Raw genomic sequence first — 19,997 nt, forward strand, 5'->3', positions numbered from 1 at the left:
GAATAAACCCAACTAAGGAGCCCCAGCTCATGTCAAAACCAGCCTACAAGCGCGTCCTCCTCAAATTGTCCGGTGAAGCCCTGATGGGCGACGATGCCTACGGCATCAACCGCGGCACGATCGAGCGCATGGTGGCCGACGTGGCCGCTGTCGCGAACCTGGGCGTGGAAGTGGCGGTGGTGATCGGCGGCGGCAATATCTTCCGTGGCGTGGCGCCCGGCGCCCAAGGCATGGACCGCGCCACTGCGGATTACATGGGCATGCTGGCCACCGTGATGAACGCGCTGGCCCTGGGCGATGCGCTCAAGCACGCCGGCGTGACCGCGCGCGTGATGTCGGCCATCGGCATCGACCAGGTGGTCGAGCCCTATGTGCGCCCGAAGGCGCTGCAATACCTGGAAGAGGGCAAGGTTATCGTGTTCGCCGCAGGCACCGGCAACCCCTTCTTCACCACCGATACCGCCGCAGCCCTGCGCGGCTCGGAAATCAGCGCCGAAATCGTGCTGAAAGCCACCAAGGTGGATGGCATCTACACTGCCGACCCGAAAAAAGACCCGAACGCGACGCTGTACCATACCATTTCGTTCGATGAAGCCATCGCCAAGCACCTGCAAGTGATGGATGCCACCGCATTCGCACTGTGCCGCGACCAGAAATTGCCGATCAAAGTGTTCTCCATCACCAAGCCAGGCGCGCTGATGCGCGTGATTATGGGCGAGGATGAGGGTACACTGGTTCACGTTTGATTATTATTCAAGCTTATTTTCAAGATACTGCTTTAAATACAGGAGCACAGCATGTCCGTAGCTGACGTTAAAAAGAACGCGCAAGACCGCATGATCAAGTCGATCGAGACGCTCAAGGCCGACCTGGCCAAAGTGCGTACCGGCCGCGCCCACACCGGCATTCTCGACCACGTGATGGTGGAATACTATGGCAACCCAACCCCGCTGAGCCAGGTTGCCAACCTGACGCTGGTTGACGCGCGCACCATCGGCGTAACGCCGTTCGAGAAGAAGATGGGCGCCACCATCGAGAAAGCCATCCGCGATGCGGACCTGGGCCTGAACCCGTCCTCGCAGGGCGACCAGATCCGCGTGCCGACCCCGGCCCTGACCGAAGAGCGCCGCAAGGAGATGGTCAAGCTGGTCAAGAGCGAAGGCGAAGACGCCAAGATCGCCGTGCGCAACATCCGCCGCGACGCCAACGAATCGCTGAAAAAACTGGTGAAAGACAAGGCCATCTCGGAAGACGACGAGCGCCGTGGTTCGGACGACATCCAGAAGCTGACCGACAAGGCCATCGTCGACATCGACAAGCTGCTGGTCGAAAAAGAGAAAGAAGTGCTGACCGTTTAACGCTGGTCCGGTTTCGGCCCGGTTAGTATCGATATAGGGGATGGGCCGCGCAAGGCGGCCTGTCCTCATTTATGGCGACACCTTTTTGGCTTTAGAGTTCATGAAATATTCGAGTTCGACGACTGCGGTTCCGGATGCGCCCAAGGTGCCCCGCCACGTTGCCATCATCATGGATGGCAATGGGCGCTGGGCCACCAAGCGCTTTCTGCCGCGTGTCGCCGGCCACGTCAAAGGCGTGGAAGCGGTGCGCAATGTGGTGGAGGGCTGCGCGCTGCGCGGCGTGGAATACGTGACCCTGTTCGCCTTCAGTTCCGAGAACTGGCGCCGGCCGGAAGAGGAAGTGTCGCTGCTGATGCGATTGTTCGTCACCGCGCTCGAGCGCGAGGTGTCCAAGCTGCACGCCAATAACATCCGCCTGAAGGTGGTGGGCGACCTGAGCCGCTTCGACGAGAAGCTGCGCGGCATGATCTCCGCCGCCGAACGCAAGACCGCCAACAACACCCGCCTGACCGTCACCATCTGCGCCAACTACGGCGGCCGCTGGGACATCATGCAGGCGGTCGGCAAAATGGTGGCGGCCCATCCGGGCGCGGCCGACTTCAGCGAAGAACAGCTGGCGCCGCACCTGGCCATGGCCTACGCGCCCGAGCCGGACCTGTTCATCCGCACCGGCGGCGAAGAACGCATTTCCAACTTCCTGCTGTGGCAGCTGGCTTACACCGAGCTGTACTTCACCGACACCTACTGGCCCGATTTCACCATCGAGAGCCTGGACGCGGCCATCGCGTCTTACCAGAACCGGGAGCGCCGCTTCGGCCGCACCGGCGACCAACTGGCTGAAAAGACCACCTGATGCTGAAAACCCGCATTATCACTGCCGTCCTCCTGCTGGCCGTCCTGCTGCCGGTGCTGTTCTTCAACTACTACCCGGCCGTGGCCGTGGTGGTGCTGGCCTTCTTCGGCGCGGCGGTGTGGGAAAGCTTCCGCCTGTTCAAGTCGCCCCGTCCGCTGCTGTCGGCCGTGGTCTGGGCCGCCGCCTTCGGCTACACCTTCCTGCTGCACGGCCTGAGCGGCCCGGTCACGTTCTGGCTGCTGCTGGGCTTCGCCATCTGGCTGCTGCGCTTCACGCCCACGCTGTACACCGGCCTGCCGCCGCTGGAAGGCATGGGCAACACCATGCTCAGCCTGGTGTACCCGATTACGCTGGTGAGCTGCTTCGTGGCCATCCTGGCGCTGTACCTGAAGTCGCCGCTGTTCCTCATTTCCGCCATGGCGCTGGTGTGGATCGCCGACATCGGCGCCTACTTCAGCGGCAAGGCTTTCGGCAAGCGCAAGCTGGCGCCGTCCATCTCGCCGGGCAAGTCCTGGGAAGGCGCCATCGGCGGCGCCATTGCCGTGGTGCTGCTGTCGGCGCTGACGGTGCTGCTGGCGCCGTCCGTGGGCTGGCTGCAGGATACGTTCGTGGTGTACCTGCAGGCCAAGCGCGGCTGGGGGCTGACCGTTGTTATCCTGGTGGTGATTTGCGCGTTCAGCGTGATCGGCGACCTGTTTGAATCCATGCTCAAGCGCCGCGCAGGCATCAAGGACAGCAGCAAGCTGTTGCCGGGCCACGGCGGTGTGCTGGACCGTATCGACGCGCTGGTGCCGGTGCTGCCGCTGGCCGCGCTGATTGCCGGCTGGGCTTGATGGGCTCGGCGGGTTACGGCTGCGCCTAACCCGCCCTACGAATATACACGGGTGAGAGTGCATCCGTAGGGCGGGTTAGCGCGCCGCGCGTAACCCGCCAAGATTGGCCACAGAAGGAAGAAGTATGCAACGCATCACCATATTAGGCGCCACCGGCTCCATCGGCGTGTCCACGCTGGACGTGCTGGCGCGCCACCCCGAGCGCTACTCGGTCTACGCGCTGAGCGCGCACAGCCGGGTGGAAGAACTGGCCGCGCAGTGCGCGCAGTTCAAACCCGCGCGCGCCGTGGTCGGCACCGCCGCCGCCGCCGCCCAGCTGCAAGCGCTGCTGCAGGCGCAAGGCCTGCGCACCGAAGTCGAATACGGCGAGGCCGCGCTGTGCGCCATCGCCAGCGCCGCTGAAACCGACACCGTCATGGCCGCCATCGTCGGCGCCGCCGGCCTGGCGCCCACGCTGGCCGCCGCCCGCGCCGGCAAGAAAGTACTGCTGGCGAACAAGGAGGCGCTGGTCATGTCCGGCCAGCTGTTCATGGACGCGGTGCATGAGAGCGGGGCGGTGCTGCTGCCTATAGACAGCGAACACAACGCCATCTTCCAGTGCCTGCCGCAGCACTACAGCCGCGTGCCGGGCGCCTCCGGCGTTACCAAGATTTTGCTGACTGCATCCGGCGGCCCATTCCTGAAGCGCGCCGTCGAGACGCTCGACACGGTCACGCCGGACGAGGCCTGCAAGCACCCGAAATGGTCCATGGGCCGCAAGATTTCGGTCGACTCGGCCACCATGATGAACAAGGGCCTGGAAGTGATCGAGGCGCACTGGCTGTTCGGCGCCAGCGCGGAGCAGATCGAAGTGGTGATCCATCCGCAGTCCGTGGTGCATTCCATGGTGTCCTACAACGACGGCTCGGTGCTGGCCGAACTGGGCAACCCCGACATGCGCACCCCGATCGCGCACGCGCTGGCCTACCCGGAGCGCATCGCCTCCGGCGTGGCGCAGCTGGACCTGGCGCAAGTGGGCACGCTGCAGTTCGAGCGCCCCGACTTCGTGCAGTTCCCTTGCCTGGCGCTGGCGTTTGACGCGCTCAAGGCCGGCGGCACGGCGCCCGCGCTGCTGAACGCGGCCAACGAGGTGGCGGTGGCCGCCTTCCTCGACGGCCGCATCGGCTTCCGCCAGATCGACCGCGTGATCGCGAAGGTCATGGACGAGCTGCCGCACGGCGCGGCCGCCAGCATCGCCGCCGTGATGGAGCAGGACGGCCTGGCCCGCGCCGCTGCGGAACGCTTTATCGCCAGTCTGCGCGCACAATGACCTTCCTCACGACCCTGCTGGCTTTCGCGGTCGCGCTGGGATCGCTGATCATCTTCCATGAGCTGGGCCACTACTGGGTGGCGCGCTGGTGCGGCGTGAAAGTGCTGCGCTTCTCGGTGGGCATGGGCAAGGTAGTGTGGTCGCGCCGCATCGGCCCTGACCAGACCGAGTGGGCCGTGTCCGCGTTGCCGCTGGGCGGCTACGTCAAGATGCTGGACAGCCGCGAGCCCGACACCGGCCCGCTGTCCGAGGCGGACAAGCTGCGCGAATTCACGCGCCAGAACGTGTGGAAGCGCATCGCCATCGTGGCGGCCGGCCCGCTGGCCAACTTCCTGCTGGCCATCTTCCTGTTCGCCGGCCTGTATATGGCCGGCATCGCCGAACCTTCCTCCAAGATTGCGCCGCCCGCCAGCGACAGCGCGGCCTACGCGGCCGGCCTGCAGGGCGGCGACATCGTCACCGCCGTGAACGGCGAGCGCGTGCGCGTGTGGTCCGACCTGCGCTGGGCCGTGATCCAGGCCGCCATCGACAAGCGCGGCATGGAGCTGGACGTGGACCGTCCCGGCAGCGGGCGCCGCACGCTGCGCATGCCCGCCAGCGCCATGGCCGGCATGGACCTGGAGTCCGACGTGGCCGGCAAGCTGGGCTTCGGCCTGGCGCGTCCGCCCGCGCTGCTGGGCGAGATCCTGCCGGGCAGCGCCGCCGAACGCGCCGGCCTGCGCAGCGGCGACCTGATTACCGCCATCGACGGCAAGCCGCTGCAGGACTGGGTGGACTTCATCACCGTGGTGCGCGCCTCCAATGGCAAAACCTTGATTATGCAGGGCCTGCGCGGCGGCCAGCCGTTTGAATTGCGCGTGACGCCGGAGGTGGAGCGTAAAGGATCTGTAACAGTCAGTAAGATCGGCGCTTACGCCGGACAAGGCCCAGATATGATCGAAGTGACCGCCGGGCCGGTGGAGGCGGTAGGCAAGGGCGCCGCCAAGGTGTGGGACACCAGTGTATTGACCCTGAAAATGATAGGGAAAATGGTGGTGGGCGAGGTCTCGTGGAAGAATGTCACCGGCCCTATCACGATCGCCGATTATGCCGGGCAAACCGCGCGGATAGGCGCTGCCAGCTACCTGAGCTTCATCGCGTTTATTAGTATCAGTCTCGGGGTGATGAATTTGCTACCGATTCCCGTTCTTGATGGTGGACTTTTACTGTATTATTCGCTGGAAGTTTTAACCGGGCGTCCTGTGCCGGAGCGTTTCGGCGAGATAGCGCAGCGACTGGGCGTTGGCCTGCTGGTGACATTAATGGCACTGGCGGTATTTAACGACGTGGTGCGCCTGCTTTAAATGTAGTTCCGTGATTTGAGCCATTGAATACCGCCAATGAAATTATATTCTGACCGTTTTGCCTTGCCTTCCTTTCGCCGCAGCCTGATCGGCGCCGCCGCCCTGGCACTCTGCTCCGGCAGCGCGTTCGCCATCAATCCATTCGTCGTGAAGGACATCCGTGTCGAAGGCATCCAGCGCACGGAGGCAGGCACGGTGTTCAGCTACCTGCCTGTGCGCGTGGGCGAAACCTTCGACGACAAAAAGAGCGTGGCCGCCATCAAGGGCCTGTACGGCTCGGGCATTTTCAAGGACGTGCGCCTGGAGCAGGACGGCGACGTGCTGGTGGTGATCGTCGAGGAACGTCCCGCGATCGCCAAGGTGGATTTCACCGGCACCAAGGAATTTGAAAAAGACATGCTGGTCAAGGCGCTGAAGGACATCGGCGTGGGCGAAGCGAAGACTTTCGACAAAGCGTCGGTGGACCGCGCCGAGCAGGAGCTCAAGCGCCAGTACCTGTCGCGCGGCCTGTACGGCGTGAAAGTGACCACCACCGTGACCCCGATCGAGCGCAACCGCGTGAACATCGTGTTCGCCGTGGACGAGGGCGAGATCGCCAAGATCAAGCAGATCAACATCGTCGGCAACAAGGCCTTCTCGGACAAGGAACTGCGCGAGAACCTGGCGCTCAACACCGGCGGCTGGTTCAGCTGGTACACCAAGGCCAACCAGTACTCCAAGACCAAGCTGACCGGCGACCTGGAATCGCTGAAGTCCTTCTACCTGAACCGCGGCTACATCGAGATGCAGGTCGAATCGACCCAGGTGTCGATCACCCCGGACAAGAAGGACATCTACATCACCATCAACGTGAGCGAAGGCGAGAAGTACAAGGTCGCCGACTACAAGTTTGAAGGCGAGATGTTCGGCCGCGAGGACGAGCTGCGCCAGCTGGTGCTGCTGCGCAAAGGCGAAATCTATTCCGGCGAGCGCCTGACCGCCACCAACAAGCTGATCACCGACCGCCTGGGCACCTTCGGCTACGCCTTCGCCAACGTGAACGTGGACCCGCAGATCGACCGCGAAAAGCGCGAAGTGAGCTTCACCTTCCTGATCGACCCGGGCAAGCGCGCCTATGTGCGCCACATGAACATCGCCGGCAACACCAGCACCCGCGACGAGGTTATCCGCCGCGAGTTCCGCCAGTTCGAGTCGTCCTGGTACGACGCCAACAAGATCAAGCTGACCCGCGACCGCGTGGACCGCCTGGGCTACTTCAAGGACGTGACGATCGACACCCCCGAAGCGCAAGGCACCTCGGACCAGGTGGACGTGCAGCTGACCGTGGTGGAAAAACCGACCGGCAACTTCCAGATCGGCGGCGCGTTCTCGCAGGCGGAGAAGTTCACCTTCTCGGCGTCTATCCAGCAGGCCAACTTTGCCGGTTCGGGCAACACCGTCGGCATCAACCTGAACACCAGCAAGTACAGCCGCACCATCGAGTTCTCGAACACCAATCCGTACTACACGGATGATGGCGTGAGCCGCTCGTTCGACCTGTACATCCGCACGCTGAACCCGCCCGCGCTGAACATCGGTTCCTACACGATTAAACAGCACGGCGGCCGTATCAGCTGGGGCGTGCCGTTCTCCGAAGTGGACACCGTGTTCTTCGGCGCAGGCCTGGAACGCTCGTCCATCACCACCGACGAGACCAGTCCGATCCGCTACCAGGACTATGTGCGCGACATCACCGGCAGTCCGGTGGGCACTGCCAAGACCATCGCCGTGCCGCTGACCGCCGCCTGGGCGCGCGACAGCCGCGACAGCGCCTTGACCCCGACCATCGGCCAGTACCAGCGCGTCAACCTGGAACTGGACGTGGTGGGCCAGTCGAAGTACTTCCGCGCCGTGTACGAGCACCAGCTGTTCAAGCCGCTGCACCCGAAAGTCACGCTGGCCCTGAAGGGCGAGATCGACTACGGCCACGGTATCGGCGACAAACCTTACCCGGTGTTCAAGAACTTCTACGGCGGCGGTATCGGTTCGGTGCGCGGCTACCTGAGCTCCTCGCTCGGTATCGTGGACACCCGCTACGGCGACGCCCTGGGCGGCGCCTCGCGCCTGATCGGCAATGCCGAACTGCAGATGCCGTTCCCGGGTTCCGGCCAGGACCGCAGCCTGCGCTGGTTCGGCTTCCTCGACGGCGGCCAGGTCTACCAGGAAGGCCAGAAGATGCGCATCTCCGAGCTGCGCTTCTCCACCGGCCTGGGCGTGAACTGGATTTCCCCGGTGGGGCCGCTGAAGTTGAGTTATGCTAAGCCTTTGAATGCCAAACCCGGCGACCGCCTGGAACGTTTCCAGTTCCAGATGGGTAACGGGTTCTAATACGGAGAAACACCTTGAAGACTGCTTCCGCTACCGCATCGGCCAAGGCCGCCAAATACCTTGCCGTGCTTGCACTCGGCTTGAGTGCTTTGGCGCCGGCGCAAGCGCAGTCGTCCAAGATTGCGTGGCTTAGCACCGAGCGGATTTACAACGAGTCGCGCCTGGCCAAGCTGGCCGGCGACAAGCTGGCCGAGGAGTTCAAAGGACGCGAGAAAGCCATGCAGGACCTGGCCTCGCGCCTGAAAGCCGCCTCGGAGAAGCTGGAAAAAGAACTGCCCGCGCTGGGCGAAGCCGACCGCGTGAAGCGGCAGCGCGAGTACTTCGAGCTGGATAAAGAGTTCCAGCGCCGCCAGCGCGAGTTCCGCGAGGATTTGAACCAGCGCACCAACGAGGAGCGCGCCGTCATTTCCGACAAGGCGACCCTGATCATCAAGCAGCTGGCGCAGACCGAAGGCTTCGACATCGTTCTGCAGGACGCGGTGTGGGCCAGCCCGCGCATCGACATCACCGAGAAGGTGCTGGCGGCGCTCGACAAAAACAAATAAACATAGATTGGAACACCCCGATGGGCACTCGACTAGGAGAATTGGTCGAACGCTTGGGCGGGCAGCTGGTAGGCGATGCGGCGCTGGAAGTATCCGGCATCGCGCCACTGGCGGACGCCGGCGTTTCGCACATCAGCTTTCTCAGCAATAGCAAATTCCGCGCGCAGGCCGGCCAGAGCAAGGCCGCCGCGCTGATCGTCTCCGCACAGGACGACGAGACCGTGGCCGCGACCTACCAGGGCGCGCGCATCATCGTCAAAAACCCCTATGTGTACTTCGCCCGCGCGGCGCAATACTTCGAGTCGCTGACGGCCATCGTGCCCGAGCCGGGCGTGCACGCCATGGCGGCGGTGCATGCCACGGCCAAGGTGGACCCGACGGCGCATATCGGTCCCTTCGTGACGGTGGAGGCGGGCGCGGTGATCGGCCCCGGCGCCGTCATCGACCACGGCTGCTTCGTGGGCCGCGACGCGCAGGTGGGCGAGGGCACGCACTTCTTCGCCAACGTGACCTTCCATGCGCGCTGCATCATTGGCAAGCGCGGCATCATCCATTCGGGCGCCGTGATCGGCACCGACGGCTTCGGCTTTGCCAACGAGGGCGGCGTCTACATCAAGATCCCGCAGACCGGCCGCGTGGTCATTGGGGACGACGTGGACATCGGCGCCAACACCACGGTGGACCGCGGCGCGCTGGCAGACACCATTATTGAAGACGGCGTGAAGCTGGACAACCAGATCCAGATCGGCCACAACTGCGTGATCGGCGCGCACACCGCCATGGCCGGCTGCGTCGGCGTGGCGGGCAGCGCCATCATCGGCAAGTACTGCACCTTCGGCGGCGCCGCCATGGTGCTGGGCCACCTGAAAATCGTGGACGGCGTGCATGTCTCGTCCGGCAGCATGGTATCGCGTTCGATACTGGAGCCGGGCCAGTACACCGGCTTCTATCCGTTGGCAAAAAACGCCGATTGGGAAAAATCTGCCGCCATAGTCCGCAATTTGCCGGGAATGCGCGATAAAATCCGCGCTCTCGAAAAAAATATTAAAACCAAAGACGAATCATGACCACTACCGAAAACAAAACGATGGATATCTGCGAGATCAAGGCCTACCTGCCGCATCGCTATCCGCTGCTGCTGGTTGACCGCGTTCTGAACTACGAAGAGAACAAGTCCATTACCGCCATCAAGAACGTCACCGTCAACGAAGAATTCTTCAACGGCCACTTCCCGCACAAGCCGGTCATGCCGGGCGTGCTGATGATCGAAGCGATGGCGCAGACCGCCGCGCTGCTGTCGTTCAAGTCCATGGGCATCAAGCCGGACGAGAACTCGGTGGTCTACTTCGTCGGCATCGACGGCGCGCGTTTCAAGCGCCCGGTCGGCCCTGGCGACCAGCTGAAGATGGACGTGGAAATCCTGCGCGTGGCGCGCGGCATCTGGAAATACAAGGCGGTCGGCACCGTCGATGGCCAGACCGCGGTGGAAGCTGAACTGATGTGCACCATCCGCAGCACCGCCGACGCGAGCCAGCCAGCGGGGCAGTAATGAGCAACATTCACGCAACCGCCATCGTTGACCCGAAAGCGCAGCTCGACAGCAGCGTGACGGTCGGCCCGTACTCGGTGATCGGCCCGAATGTGAGCATCGCTGCCGGCACCAAGGTGGGGCCGCACGTGGTGATCGAAGGCCACACCACCATAGGCCGCGACAACGTGCTGTTCCAGTTCTCGTCCATCGGCGCCGCGCCGCAGGACAAGAAATGGGCCGGCGAGCCGACCCGCCTGGAGATCGGCGACCGCAACACCATCCGCGAATTCTGCACCTTCAACACCGGCACGGTGCAGGACAAGGGCGTGACCCGGCTCGGCAACGACAACTGGATCTCGGCCTATGTCCACCTGGCGCACGACTGCGTGGTGGGCAACAACACCATCTTCTCGAACAACGCCCAGATCGCGGGCCACGTGGAGATTGGCGACTGGGTCATCATGAGCGGCTTCGCCAATGTGCATCAGTTCTGCAAGATCGGCGCGCACGCCTTCGTCGGCATGAGCACCAGTTTGACCCAGGACGTGCCGCCTTTCGTGCTGCTGAACGGTAATCCGGCGGCGGCGCACGGCGTCAACATCGAAGGCCTGAAGCGCCGCGGCTTCACCCGCGAGCAGATCAACGCCATCCGCGCCGCGTACAAAACGCTGTATCGCTCCGGCCTGACGCTGGAGGAGGCCAAGGCCGCCATGATCGAACAGGAGAATGCCCTGGCCGAGGACGTGGCAGTGCACGCGCGCGCCATGCGCGAGTTCCTCGATACGGCGAATCGTGGCATCGTCCGCTGACATATCGGTAGCCATCGTCGCCGGGGAACCGTCCGGCGACGTGCTGGCCGCGCGCCTGCTGTCCGGGCTGCGGCCGCAGCTGCCGCAGGCGCGCTTCCACGGCATAGGCGGCCCGGCGATGATGGAGCACGGCTTCGAGTCGCAATGGCCCATGGACAAGCTGACCGTGCGCGGCCTGCTGGCCGTGATTCCCCGCTACCGCGAAATCAAGGGCATACAGAACATGCTGCGCGACCAGCTGCTGGCCCAGCGGCCGGACGTCTTTATCGGCGCCGACTACCCGGGCTTCAACCTGGGGCTGGAAATGCAGCTGAAGGCGGCCGGCATTCCCACCGTGCACTACATCGGGCCTCAGATATGGGCCTGGCGCGGCGGACGCATCAAGAAAATCATCAAGGCGGTGTCGCATATGCTGGTGGTATTCCCCTTCGAGGAGGAGATCTACCGCAAGGCGGGCGTGCCGGTGAGCTATGTGGGCCACCCGCTGGCCGAGCTGGTGCCGCTGGTGCCGGACGAGGCGGGCGCGCGGCGCCTGCTGGGCCTGCCGGAAGTCGCCAACGTGGTCACCATTATGCCGGGCAGCCGCATGTCCGAGATCAAGTACAACACGGTTGCCTTTATGAAGGCGGCACGTTTGCTGCAGAAGCGCGACCGTTCGCTGAAGTTCGTGGCGCCGATGGCGGGCGAGAAGCAGCGTCAGTATTTCCTGCAACTGGTGTCCGAAGCCGGCCTGCAGGACGTGGAGATCAAGCTGCTGGACGGCCAGTCGCACACCGCCATTGCGGCGGCGGACGCGGTGATGGTCGCCTCCGGCACGGCGTCGCTGGAAGTGGCGCTGTTTAAAAAGCCGATGGTGATCGCTTATAAGATGATGGCGCTGGAATGGCAGATTTTGCGGCATTTTGGCTACCAGCCGTGGATAGGCCTGCCGAATATCCTGGCGCGCGACTTCCTGGTGCCCGAGCTGCTGCAGGACGCGGCCAGTCCGGAAAACCTGGCCGAAGCCATGTGGCGCCAGCTGAGCGACGCGCCGCACCGCCTGCACCTGGCGGAGCGCTTTACGGAAATGCACCACAGCCTGCTGCGCAACAGCGCGCAGGAAAGCGCGGCGGCAGTCATGAAAGTATTGAAGAAATGAAGACCCAACAAGCCGGCCTGTTCGACGATCTGCCCCGTTCGCTGGAAGAAATCATCTGCGGCGTGGACGAGGCAGGGCGCGGGCCGCTCGCCGGCCCGGTCTACGCCGCCGCAGTCATCCTGCACCCGGACCGCCCGATTGAAGGCCTGCGCGACTCGAAAAAGCTGACCGAAGCCAAGCGCGACGCGCTGGCGCCGCTGATCAAGGCGCAGGCGATGGCCTGGGCCATCGCCGAGGCGTCGGAAGCGGAAATCGACAGGATCAACATCCTGCAGGCCAGCATGCTGGCCATGAAGCGTGCCGTGGAGGCGCTCAATGTGCCGCCCACGCTGGCCCTGATCGACGGCAACCGCTGCCCGGTGCTGAAGATCCAGGCCATCGCCATTATCGGCGGCGACGACAAGGAAGACGCCATTTCGGCCGCCTCCATCCTGGCCAAGACCGCGCGCGACGCGGCGCTGGTGCAGCTGCACGCCGCCTACCCGCAGTACGCCTTCGACCAGCACAAGGGCTACGGCACCGCGCTGCACCTGGAGCGCCTGCGCGAGCACGGCCCGTCGCCGGTGCACCGCCGCTCCTTCGCGCCTGTGCGCGAACTGCTGTTTGTTAAAGATTTGCTATGAAAACCATCACCTCGCGCGACAACGCGCAATACAAAGACCTGAAGCACCTGGCCACCAGTTCGCAGGCCCGCAAGAAGGCCGGCCAGACGCTGCTGGACGGCGTGCACCTGTGCCAGGCCTACCTGGAGCTGCGCGGCCTGCCTGTGCAGTGCATCGTCAGCGAAACAGCGCTGAACAACCCGGAAGTGGCGGACATCGTCGGCAAAATCGAGCATCAGCGCGGCCACACCATCGCCTTGCCGGACGCGCTGTACAACGCCGTCAGCCAGGTTGAGCACGGCGTGGGCGTGATGTTCCAGATCGACACTCCAGAACGCGCCGTGCCGGACGCCATGACGGTGTCCGCCGTGCTGCTGGACAATGTGCAGGATCCCGGCAACGTGGGCTCCATCCTGCGCAGCGCGGCTGCCGCCGGCATCAAGCAGGTTTATTGCAGCGGCGGCACGGCCTTCTGCTGGTCGCCGAAAGTGCTGCGCGCGGCCATGGGGGCGCACTTTGTGCTCGACATCTTTGAAAACGTGGACCTGGCGCCGCTCATGGCCGCCTCCAGGATCCCCACGCTGGCCACCAGCGGCTATGCCCGCACCCGGCTCTATGACGCCGACCTGAGCAAGCCTGTGGCCTGGATATTCGGCCACGAAGGGCAGGGCGTGGCCGACGACTTGCTGTCGCTGGCGACGCAAACCGTGGTCATTCCCCATCTCGGCCAGGTGGAGTCCCTGAACGTGGCCGCATGTGCGGCAGTATGCTTTTTCGAGCAAGTCAGGCAGAATCAGCAGTAATTAAAAAGTTTCTCTGGAGCAGGCATGGACATCGCGCAGTTGCAGTTTCTGGTAGCTGAAGGGGAGCCCGGCCAGCGCCAGGCGCTGGTGGATATGCTGCGCCGCCTGGGCGCCACCCAGGTTGCCGACGCCCCGGACGGCCACGCAGCCCTGCGCCACCTCAGCACCGGCTTCGTTCCGGCAGTCAATATCGCCATTCTGGACCTCGCTTTGCCGGGCATGGACGCGCTTGAATTGATACGCCGCCTAGCCGAAGCGGGCAGCCGCGCCGGTATTATTGTTGCAGGCGCGCAAAAATCCGATGTGCTGTTCTCTGTCGAAACCATGGCCCAGGCATATGGCGTCGATTTATTGGGCGCCATAGCGAAACCGGTGGGCGAGCAGCGGCTGCAAACCTTAATCTCCAATTACAGCGTTCCCGGCGTATCCCCGCATGGGCATGGCGGCCCGAGTTTCGGTTTTGCCGAAGTGGGACGCGGATTGCAGGCGCGTGAATTCGATCCCTTCTTCCAGCCGAAAATTGAATTGGAAACCGGCCAGGTAAAAGGGCTGGAAATGTTTGCCCGCTGGCGCCATCCGGAACTCGGCGTATTGGGACCGGCGGCATTTATGCGCGCACTGGAAGAAAATGGCCGCATCGATTTTCTCGACTGGAGCATGATAGAGAAATCGGTCGCCGCCTGCCGCTCGCTGCACGATAAAGGCATTCCCATTTCTGTTTCCATTAATGTGGACCAGGCGACATTGGCGCACCCGCAATTCGTCGCGCAAATGGAAGCCTGCCTCGCACGCCACCGTATTCTCGCGGATTATATTACTTTCGAAATGACCGAATCGGCAGTGCTGTCGGCCGAGCCGCATTTCCTTGAGCGCCTTTTGCGTCTTCGCATGCAGGGTTTTGGATTGGCCATCGACGATTACGGCACGGGCCGCTCCAATCTTCAATTGCTGGCGGCGGTGCCATTTACCGAATTGAAAATCGACCGCAGCTTTGTTGACGGCGCGTCGCGCAAGCGCGCGATTAGTACGGTATTGAAATCCTGTTTAACCCTGGCGCGCAGCCTGGACCGCCGTTCCGTTGCCGTCGGCGTGGAAACCAAACAGGACTGGGATTTCCTCCAGGGCCTGGGCTGCACATATGCCCAAGGTTATTACATCGCAAAGCCCATGCCGGTCGAGGAATTCCCCGATTGGCTGAACGACTGGCGCCAGTTCTTCTGATCCCCAAGTAGTTCCAGGTATTGCCCGAGCGGCCGCAGAGATGCGGCTGCTGTCGTTTCATAGGCAGATCAAGCCAGATTCTGGCGCGAACAAGCCAGATTCGGGCGTGCGGAGGGCAAAACGGTGCACCGTGCGCGCGAGCACAGCCTTTAACGGCACTTTCGCGGCGTTATGGATTTGGCAGGGGGATATTACGGAGGGTGCTGCTGAATGGCGCCGTCCGCTGCGACGGCGCCGGGTAATGCGGATTAGTACTCGCGCCGGTTAGGCTTGATTTCTTGCAGTATGGTGGTCGAAATTTCTTCGATCGATTTGGTGGTGGAGGACAGCCAGCGTATGCCTTCGCGCTTCATCATCATTTCGGCTTCATTGACTTCGTAGCGGCAATTCTCAATGGACGCGTATTTACTTCCGGCGCGGCGTTCATTGCGGATTTCCGCCAGTCGCTCCGGTGTAATGGTCAGGCCGAATATCTTCGATTTGAATTCATAGAGCGACGACGGCAGTTTGCCGCGCTCGAAATCGTCCGGAATCAGCGGGTAATTTGCCGCTTTGATCCCGTATTGCATCGCCAAATATAAGCTGGTCGGCGTTTTGCCCGAGCGCGATACACCCACCAGGATGACATCCGCCGACGACAGGTTTTTATGCGACTGCCCGTCGTCATGCGCCAGCGAGAAATTAATCGCCTCGATACGGTTTTTATATTCTTCGCTGTCGACGATATTGTGCGAGCGGCCGATGGTGTGCGTCGACTTCACGCCCAATTCCTGTTCCAGCGGCGCCACAAAGGTCTGGATCAAATCCATGTGCATGCCGTTGCACTTGCGGATGACCTCGGACAAATCATTCTTCACCAGCGTGGAAAAGATAATCGGCCGCTGGCCGTCGGCCGCTGCGGCTTCATTAATCTTGCGGGCCGCGTCATACGCCTTGTCCAGCGTATCGATGAAGGGCAAGCGGATCTGGCGGAAGCGCAGTTCAAACTGGGTCAGCACCGAGTGGCCGAAAGTTTCGGCGGTAATGCCGGTGCCGTCCGAGACGAAAAAGACGGTACGCGCGGCGGCGGGTAGGGGCGGACGTTGTTCTTGTGTCATGGGGGAGTGCTCAGAGCTATGTTGTGAATCGTCAATTTGCGCCGCAGGCTGTAGAATGCACAGCAACAGTAAGATTGTGCTGCACGATGCCAAGAATAACAAGAATCAATATCGGCCAGCCTGCGTCAAGATTTCTATCATCAGTAAGGGTGTCACTATGACTAACGCAGCATTGAAGGAGCAGCAGAACGGCGATGCCGTCTACGTAGCCTCGTTTGAAAACTTGCGCATGACGGATGTTGAATCCGTCGGCGGCAAGAACGCCTCCCTGGGCGAAATGATCAGCCAGCTGGCTGGCGCAGGCGTCCGGGTTCCGGGCGGCTTCGCAACGACGGCGCAAGCCTTCCGCGACTTCCTGTCGCACAGTGTCGACGGCGGCAAGCCGCTGGCCGAACGCATCGCCGACCGCCTGGACGGCCTGAATATCGACGACGTGCGCTCCCTGGCGCAAGCCGGCGCCGAAATCCGCCAATGGATCGTGGACACTCCGTTCCAGCCTCGCCTGCAGGCTGAAATCGAGCAGTTCTACGCCCGCCTGGTGGCCGACTCGGAAACCGAGATGTCCTTCGCCGTGCGATCCTCCGCCACCGCGGAAGACTTGCCGGACGCGTCCTTCGCTGGCCAGCAGGAATCCTTCCTGAACGTGGTCGGCATTGAAAACGTGCTGGACGCAATGAAGCACGTGTTCGCTTCCCTGTACAACGACCGCGCCATCTCCTACCGCGTGCACAAAGGCTTCACCCACGCCGAAGTGGCCCTGTCGGCCGGCGTGCAGCGCATGGTGCGCTCGGACGTGGGCGCCGCAGGCGTCATGTTCACCATCGACACCGAATCGGGCTTCAAGGACGTGGTCTTCATCACCTCCAGCTACGGCTTGGGCGAGACGGTGGTGCAGGGCGCGGTCAATCCGGACGAATTCTACGTGCACAAGCCTATGCTGGAGCAGGGAAAGTCGCCTGTGATCCGCCGCAACATCGGCTCCAAGCTGATCAAGATGGAATTCACCGCCGAAGCGAAAGCCGGCCGTTCCGTCAAGACCGTGGACGTGCCTATCGAAATGCGCAACCGCTACTCGCTGAACGACGCCGAAATCGTCGAGCTGGCGAAGTACGCCGTCATCATCGAGAACCACTACCAGCGTCCCATGGACATCGAGTGGGGCAAGGACGGCCGCGACGGCAAGCTGTACATCCTGCAAGCGCGTCCGGAAACCGTGAAATCGCAGCAGAAATCCACCGACGCGCAGCAGCGCTTCAAACTGAAGTCCACCGGCACCGTGCTGACCTCCGGCCGCGCCATTGGCCAGAAGATCGGCGCCGGTCCCGTGCGCGTGATCCGCGACCCGTCCGAAATGGAACGCGTGCAGCCGGGCGACGTGCTGGTGGCCGACATGACCGACCCGAACTGGGAACCGGTCATGAAGCGCGCTTCCGCCATCGTCACCAACCGTGGCGGCCGCACCTGCCACGCAGCGATTATCGCGCGCGAGCTGGGCGTGCCAGCCGTTGTGGGCTGCGGCGACGCGACCGACATCCTGAAAGACGGCACCTTCGTGACCGTGTCCTGCGCCGAAGGCGACGAGGGCAAGATCTACGACGGCCTGCTGGAAACCGAAGTGTCGGAAGTGGCGCGCGGCGAACTGCCGACGCTAAAAACGAAGATCATGCTGAACGTGGGCAACCCGCAGCTGGCCTTCGACTTCCAATCGGTGCCGAACGCCGGTGTGGGCCTGGCCCGCCTGGAGTTCATCATCAACAACAACATCGGCGTGCACCCGAAAGCCATCCTGGAATACCCGAACATCGACGCCGACCTGAAAAAGGCCGTGGAGTCGGTGGCGCGCGGCCACGCTTCGCCCAAGGCGTTCTATGTGGACAAGCTGGCCGAAGGCATCGCCACCATCGCCGCCGCGTTCTGGCCGAAGAAAGTGATCGTGCGCCTGTCGGACTTCAAGTCCAACGAGTACAAAAAGCTGATCGGCGGTTCGCGCTACGAGCCGGACGAGGAAAACCCGATGCTGGGCTTCCGGGGCGCGGCGCGCTACCTGTCGGCCGACTTCGCCGGCGCCTTCGAGATGGAATGCGCCGCCATGAAGCGCGTGCGCAACGACATGGGCCTGACCAACGTTGAAATCATGGTGCCCTTCGTGCGCACCCTGGGCCAGGCTGAGAAAGTCATCAACCTGCTGGCCGCCAACGGCCTGAAGCGCGGCGAAAACGGGCTGCGCGTCATCATGATGTGCGAAGTGCCGTCGAACGCCGTGCTGGCCGACCGCTTCCTGGAGTACTTCGACGGCTTCTCCATCGGTTCCAACGACCTGACCCAGCTGACCCTGGGCCTGGACCGCGATTCCGGCATGGAGCTGCTGGCGGCCGACTTCGACGAGCGCGATCCTGCCGTGCAGGCGCTGCTGTCGCTGGCCATCCAGGCTTGCCTGAAGCAGGGCAAGTACATCGGCATCTGCGGCCAAGGCCCTTCGGACCACCCCGAGCTGGCCGTGTGGCTGATGGAGCAGGGCATCGAATCGATGTCGCTGAACCCGGACTCGGTAATTGATACCTGGCAGAAACTGGCAGCATTGCAATAAAACAAGTTGACGTGAAGGCGATTTGAGTTAGACTGGAGTTATTGGAACGTTTAGCAAAAAATCATCAAAACCTTACACATTGCAGCAAGAACCCTCGTCGCCTTCGCAGGCAGCGGGGGTTTTTTATTTTTCACAACGAGGAGGCATCATGTCTGACTGGAGTATGTGGCTGCTGGCCGCAGGCGTGCTGGTGGTGCTGGAGCTGCTTACCGGCACCTTCTACCTGCTGATGATCGCCATCGGGCTGGCTGCCGGCGCGGCGGCGGCGTTCGCGTGCGCGTCCGGCCCGCTGCAGACGGTGATTGCGGCCGTGGTGGGCGTGCTGGCCACCGGGCTGCTGTACCGCAGCAAGTACGGCCGTCACACCGGCGTGGACGCGGCGGTGGACCCGAACGTGAATATGGATATCGGCCAGACCGTCAGCGTGCCCGCGTGGCAGGACGGCGTGGCGCGCGTGATGTACCGGGGCGCGCTGTGGGACGTGGAACTGGCGCCGGGCGCGACGCCGCTGGCCGCGCCTGGGCTGTACACGATACGCGAAGTACGGGGCAGCCGGCTGATCGTCGGCGCCTGAACCTTGAATCTGCTTGTCAACAACGTGGAGAATTAAATGGAAATCGGCATAGGCAACGTCAGCTTTGTCATCTTTATCCTGGCGCTGGTATTCGTCTTCAAGACCATCAACGTGGTGCCGCAGCAGCATGCCTGGGTGGTGGAACGGCTGGGCAAATACCACGCCACGCTGGGGCCGGGGCTGAACATCGTGGTGCCCTTCGTGGACCGCATCGCCTACAAGCACGTGCTCAAGGAGATCCCGCTCGACGTGCCGCCGCAGGTCTGCATTACGCGCGACAACACGCAGCTGCAGGTGGACGGCATCCTCTACTTCCAGATCACCGATGCCATGCGCGCCTCCTACGGATCGTCCAACTATATCGCCGCCATCACGCAGCTGGCGCAGACCACCTTGCGTTCGGTGATCGGCCGCATGGAGCTGGACAAGACCTTCGAGGAGCGCGAGCACATCAACACCGCCATCGTCAACGCGATTGACGAATCGGCCGCCAACTGGGGCGTGAAAGTGCTGCGCTACGAGATCAAGGACCTGACGCCGCCGGCCGAGATCCTGCACGCCATGCAGGCGCAGATCACCGCTGAGCGCAGCAAGCGCGCATTGATCGCCGCATCCGAGGGCCGCAAGCAGGAGCAGATCAACATCGCCACCGGCGAGCGCGAGGCGTCGATTGCGCGTTCAGAAGGCGAGAAGCAGGCGGACATCAACCGCGCGCAGGGCGAGGCGGCTGCCATCATCGCCATTGCCGACGCCACCGCCAACGCCCTGCGCGAAGTGGGCGCCGCCATCCAGTCGCCGGGCGGCTCGGACGCGGTGAACCTGAAAGTGGCGGAGAAATACGTCCAGGCCTTCGCGGAACTGGCCAAGACCAACAATTCGCTGATCGTCCCCGCCAACCTGGGCGATATGAGCGGCCTGATCGCCACCGCGATGCAGGTGGTGAAGACGCAAAAGAGCTAAGCTGCCGGCTGCGGAATCATATATCGAACCAGCAGCCGCCAGCCCCGAGCCAGAGTTGCAGCAGCGC

At 62.9% G+C, this 19,997-nt stretch carries 19 protein-coding genes; 18 read left to right on the forward strand and 1 reads right to left on the reverse strand.

Annotation, left to right across the window (positions count from 1 at the left end; genetic code table 11):
- Positions 1 to 29: 29 nt before the first annotated feature.
- The 15 genes from pyrH (at position 30) to GTP77_RS16060 (ending at position 14,712) form a co-directional block, all read left to right on the forward strand.
- Positions 30 to 746 carry a UMP kinase gene (pyrH, locus tag GTP77_RS15990; protein WP_161073139.1) on the forward strand — a complete coding sequence of 239 codons (717 nt, stop codon included), beginning with the start codon at positions 30 to 32 and terminating at the stop codon, positions 744 to 746.
- A gap of 51 nt (positions 747 to 797) precedes the next feature.
- Entirely contained in the window at positions 798 to 1,358 is a 561-nt protein-coding gene (gene frr, locus GTP77_RS15995) for a ribosome recycling factor (protein WP_161073140.1), read from the forward strand.
- A 100-nt stretch (positions 1,359 to 1,458) separates the two neighbouring features.
- Positions 1,459 to 2,211, forward strand: a complete 753-nt coding sequence (uppS, locus tag GTP77_RS16000) for a polyprenyl diphosphate synthase (protein WP_161073141.1) — start codon at positions 1,459 to 1,461, stop codon at positions 2,209 to 2,211.
- A complete protein-coding gene (locus GTP77_RS16005) occupies positions 2,211 to 3,044 on the forward strand; it encodes a phosphatidate cytidylyltransferase (RefSeq protein ID WP_161073142.1) in 834 nt (277 codons plus the stop codon). The genes uppS and GTP77_RS16005 overlap by 1 nt, the downstream gene beginning before the upstream one ends.
- A gap of 124 nt (positions 3,045 to 3,168) precedes the next feature.
- Positions 3,169 to 4,353 carry a 1-deoxy-D-xylulose-5-phosphate reductoisomerase gene (ispC, locus tag GTP77_RS16010; RefSeq protein ID WP_161073143.1) on the forward strand — a complete coding sequence of 395 codons (1,185 nt, stop codon included), beginning with the start codon at positions 3,169 to 3,171 and terminating at the stop codon, positions 4,351 to 4,353.
- Positions 4,350 to 5,696 (forward strand): RIP metalloprotease RseP, encoded by a 1,347-nt coding sequence (gene rseP, locus GTP77_RS16015; protein WP_161073144.1) that lies wholly within the window; start codon positions 4,350 to 4,352, stop codon positions 5,694 to 5,696. Before ispC ends, rseP begins: the two co-directional genes overlap by 4 nt.
- A 36-nt stretch (positions 5,697 to 5,732) precedes the next feature.
- Positions 5,733 to 8,063, forward strand: a complete 2,331-nt coding sequence (gene bamA, locus GTP77_RS16020; protein WP_161073145.1) for an outer membrane protein assembly factor BamA — start codon at positions 5,733 to 5,735, stop codon at positions 8,061 to 8,063.
- Between the two features lie 14 nt (positions 8,064 to 8,077).
- A complete protein-coding gene (locus GTP77_RS16025) occupies positions 8,078 to 8,608 on the forward strand; it encodes an OmpH/Skp family outer membrane protein (protein WP_161073146.1) in 531 nt (176 codons plus the stop codon).
- Between the two features lie 20 nt (positions 8,609 to 8,628).
- Positions 8,629 to 9,675 carry a UDP-3-O-(3-hydroxymyristoyl)glucosamine N-acyltransferase gene (gene lpxD, locus GTP77_RS16030; RefSeq protein ID WP_161073147.1) on the forward strand — a complete coding sequence of 349 codons (1,047 nt, stop codon included), beginning with the start codon at positions 8,629 to 8,631 and terminating at the stop codon, positions 9,673 to 9,675.
- The gene (gene fabZ, locus GTP77_RS16035; protein WP_161073148.1) at positions 9,672 to 10,157 is read left to right on the forward strand and encodes a 3-hydroxyacyl-ACP dehydratase FabZ; all 486 of its coding nucleotides are present in this window, start codon (positions 9,672 to 9,674) and stop codon (positions 10,155 to 10,157) included. The genes lpxD and fabZ overlap by 4 nt, the downstream gene beginning before the upstream one ends.
- A complete protein-coding gene (lpxA, locus tag GTP77_RS16040; protein WP_161073149.1) occupies positions 10,157 to 10,948 on the forward strand; it encodes an acyl-ACP--UDP-N-acetylglucosamine O-acyltransferase in 792 nt (263 codons plus the stop codon). The genes fabZ and lpxA overlap by 1 nt, the downstream gene beginning before the upstream one ends.
- Positions 10,932 to 12,086: a lipid-A-disaccharide synthase gene (gene lpxB / locus GTP77_RS16045; RefSeq protein WP_371869363.1), complete on the forward strand. Its 1,155-nt coding sequence runs from the start codon at positions 10,932 to 10,934 to the stop codon at positions 12,084 to 12,086. Before lpxA ends, lpxB begins: the two co-directional genes overlap by 17 nt.
- Positions 12,083 to 12,709 (forward strand): ribonuclease HII, encoded by a 627-nt coding sequence (gene rnhB, locus GTP77_RS16050; RefSeq protein ID WP_161073151.1) that lies wholly within the window; start codon positions 12,083 to 12,085, stop codon positions 12,707 to 12,709. Before lpxB ends, rnhB begins: the two co-directional genes overlap by 4 nt.
- Positions 12,706 to 13,491: a TrmH family RNA methyltransferase gene (locus tag GTP77_RS16055; RefSeq protein WP_161073152.1), complete on the forward strand. Its 786-nt coding sequence runs from the start codon at positions 12,706 to 12,708 to the stop codon at positions 13,489 to 13,491. The genes rnhB and GTP77_RS16055 overlap by 4 nt, the downstream gene beginning before the upstream one ends.
- A 24-nt stretch (positions 13,492 to 13,515) precedes the next feature.
- Positions 13,516 to 14,712 carry an EAL domain-containing response regulator gene (locus GTP77_RS16060; RefSeq protein WP_161073153.1) on the forward strand — a complete coding sequence of 399 codons (1,197 nt, stop codon included), beginning with the start codon at positions 13,516 to 13,518 and terminating at the stop codon, positions 14,710 to 14,712.
- Between the two features lie 248 nt (positions 14,713 to 14,960).
- Here the strand turns inward: GTP77_RS16060 and ppsR are convergent, their stop codons facing one another.
- The gene (gene ppsR / locus GTP77_RS16065; RefSeq protein WP_161073227.1) at positions 14,961 to 15,809 is read right to left on the reverse strand and encodes a posphoenolpyruvate synthetase regulatory kinase/phosphorylase PpsR; all 849 of its coding nucleotides are present in this window, start codon (positions 15,807 to 15,809) and stop codon (positions 14,961 to 14,963) included.
- Between the two features lie 157 nt (positions 15,810 to 15,966).
- Here ppsR and ppsA point away from each other — a divergent pair, with 157 nt between their 5' ends.
- The 3 genes from ppsA to GTP77_RS16080 all read left to right on the forward strand — a co-directional run bounded on the left by ppsA (position 15,967) and on the right by GTP77_RS16080 (position 19,930).
- Positions 15,967 to 18,396: a phosphoenolpyruvate synthase gene (gene ppsA / locus GTP77_RS16070; RefSeq protein ID WP_161073154.1), complete on the forward strand. Its 2,430-nt coding sequence runs from the start codon at positions 15,967 to 15,969 to the stop codon at positions 18,394 to 18,396.
- Positions 18,397 to 18,544: 148 nt separating this feature from the next.
- Entirely contained in the window at positions 18,545 to 18,970 is a 426-nt protein-coding gene (locus tag GTP77_RS16075) for an NfeD family protein (RefSeq protein WP_161073155.1), read from the forward strand.
- A gap of 36 nt (positions 18,971 to 19,006) precedes the next feature.
- Positions 19,007 to 19,930: an SPFH domain-containing protein gene (locus GTP77_RS16080; protein WP_161073156.1), complete on the forward strand. Its 924-nt coding sequence runs from the start codon at positions 19,007 to 19,009 to the stop codon at positions 19,928 to 19,930.
- Positions 19,931 to 19,997: the final 67 nt, after the last annotated feature.

Source organism: Pseudoduganella aquatica, assembly GCF_009857595.1.
Taxonomy (GTDB): domain Bacteria; phylum Pseudomonadota; class Gammaproteobacteria; order Burkholderiales; family Burkholderiaceae_D; genus Rugamonas; species Rugamonas aquatica_A.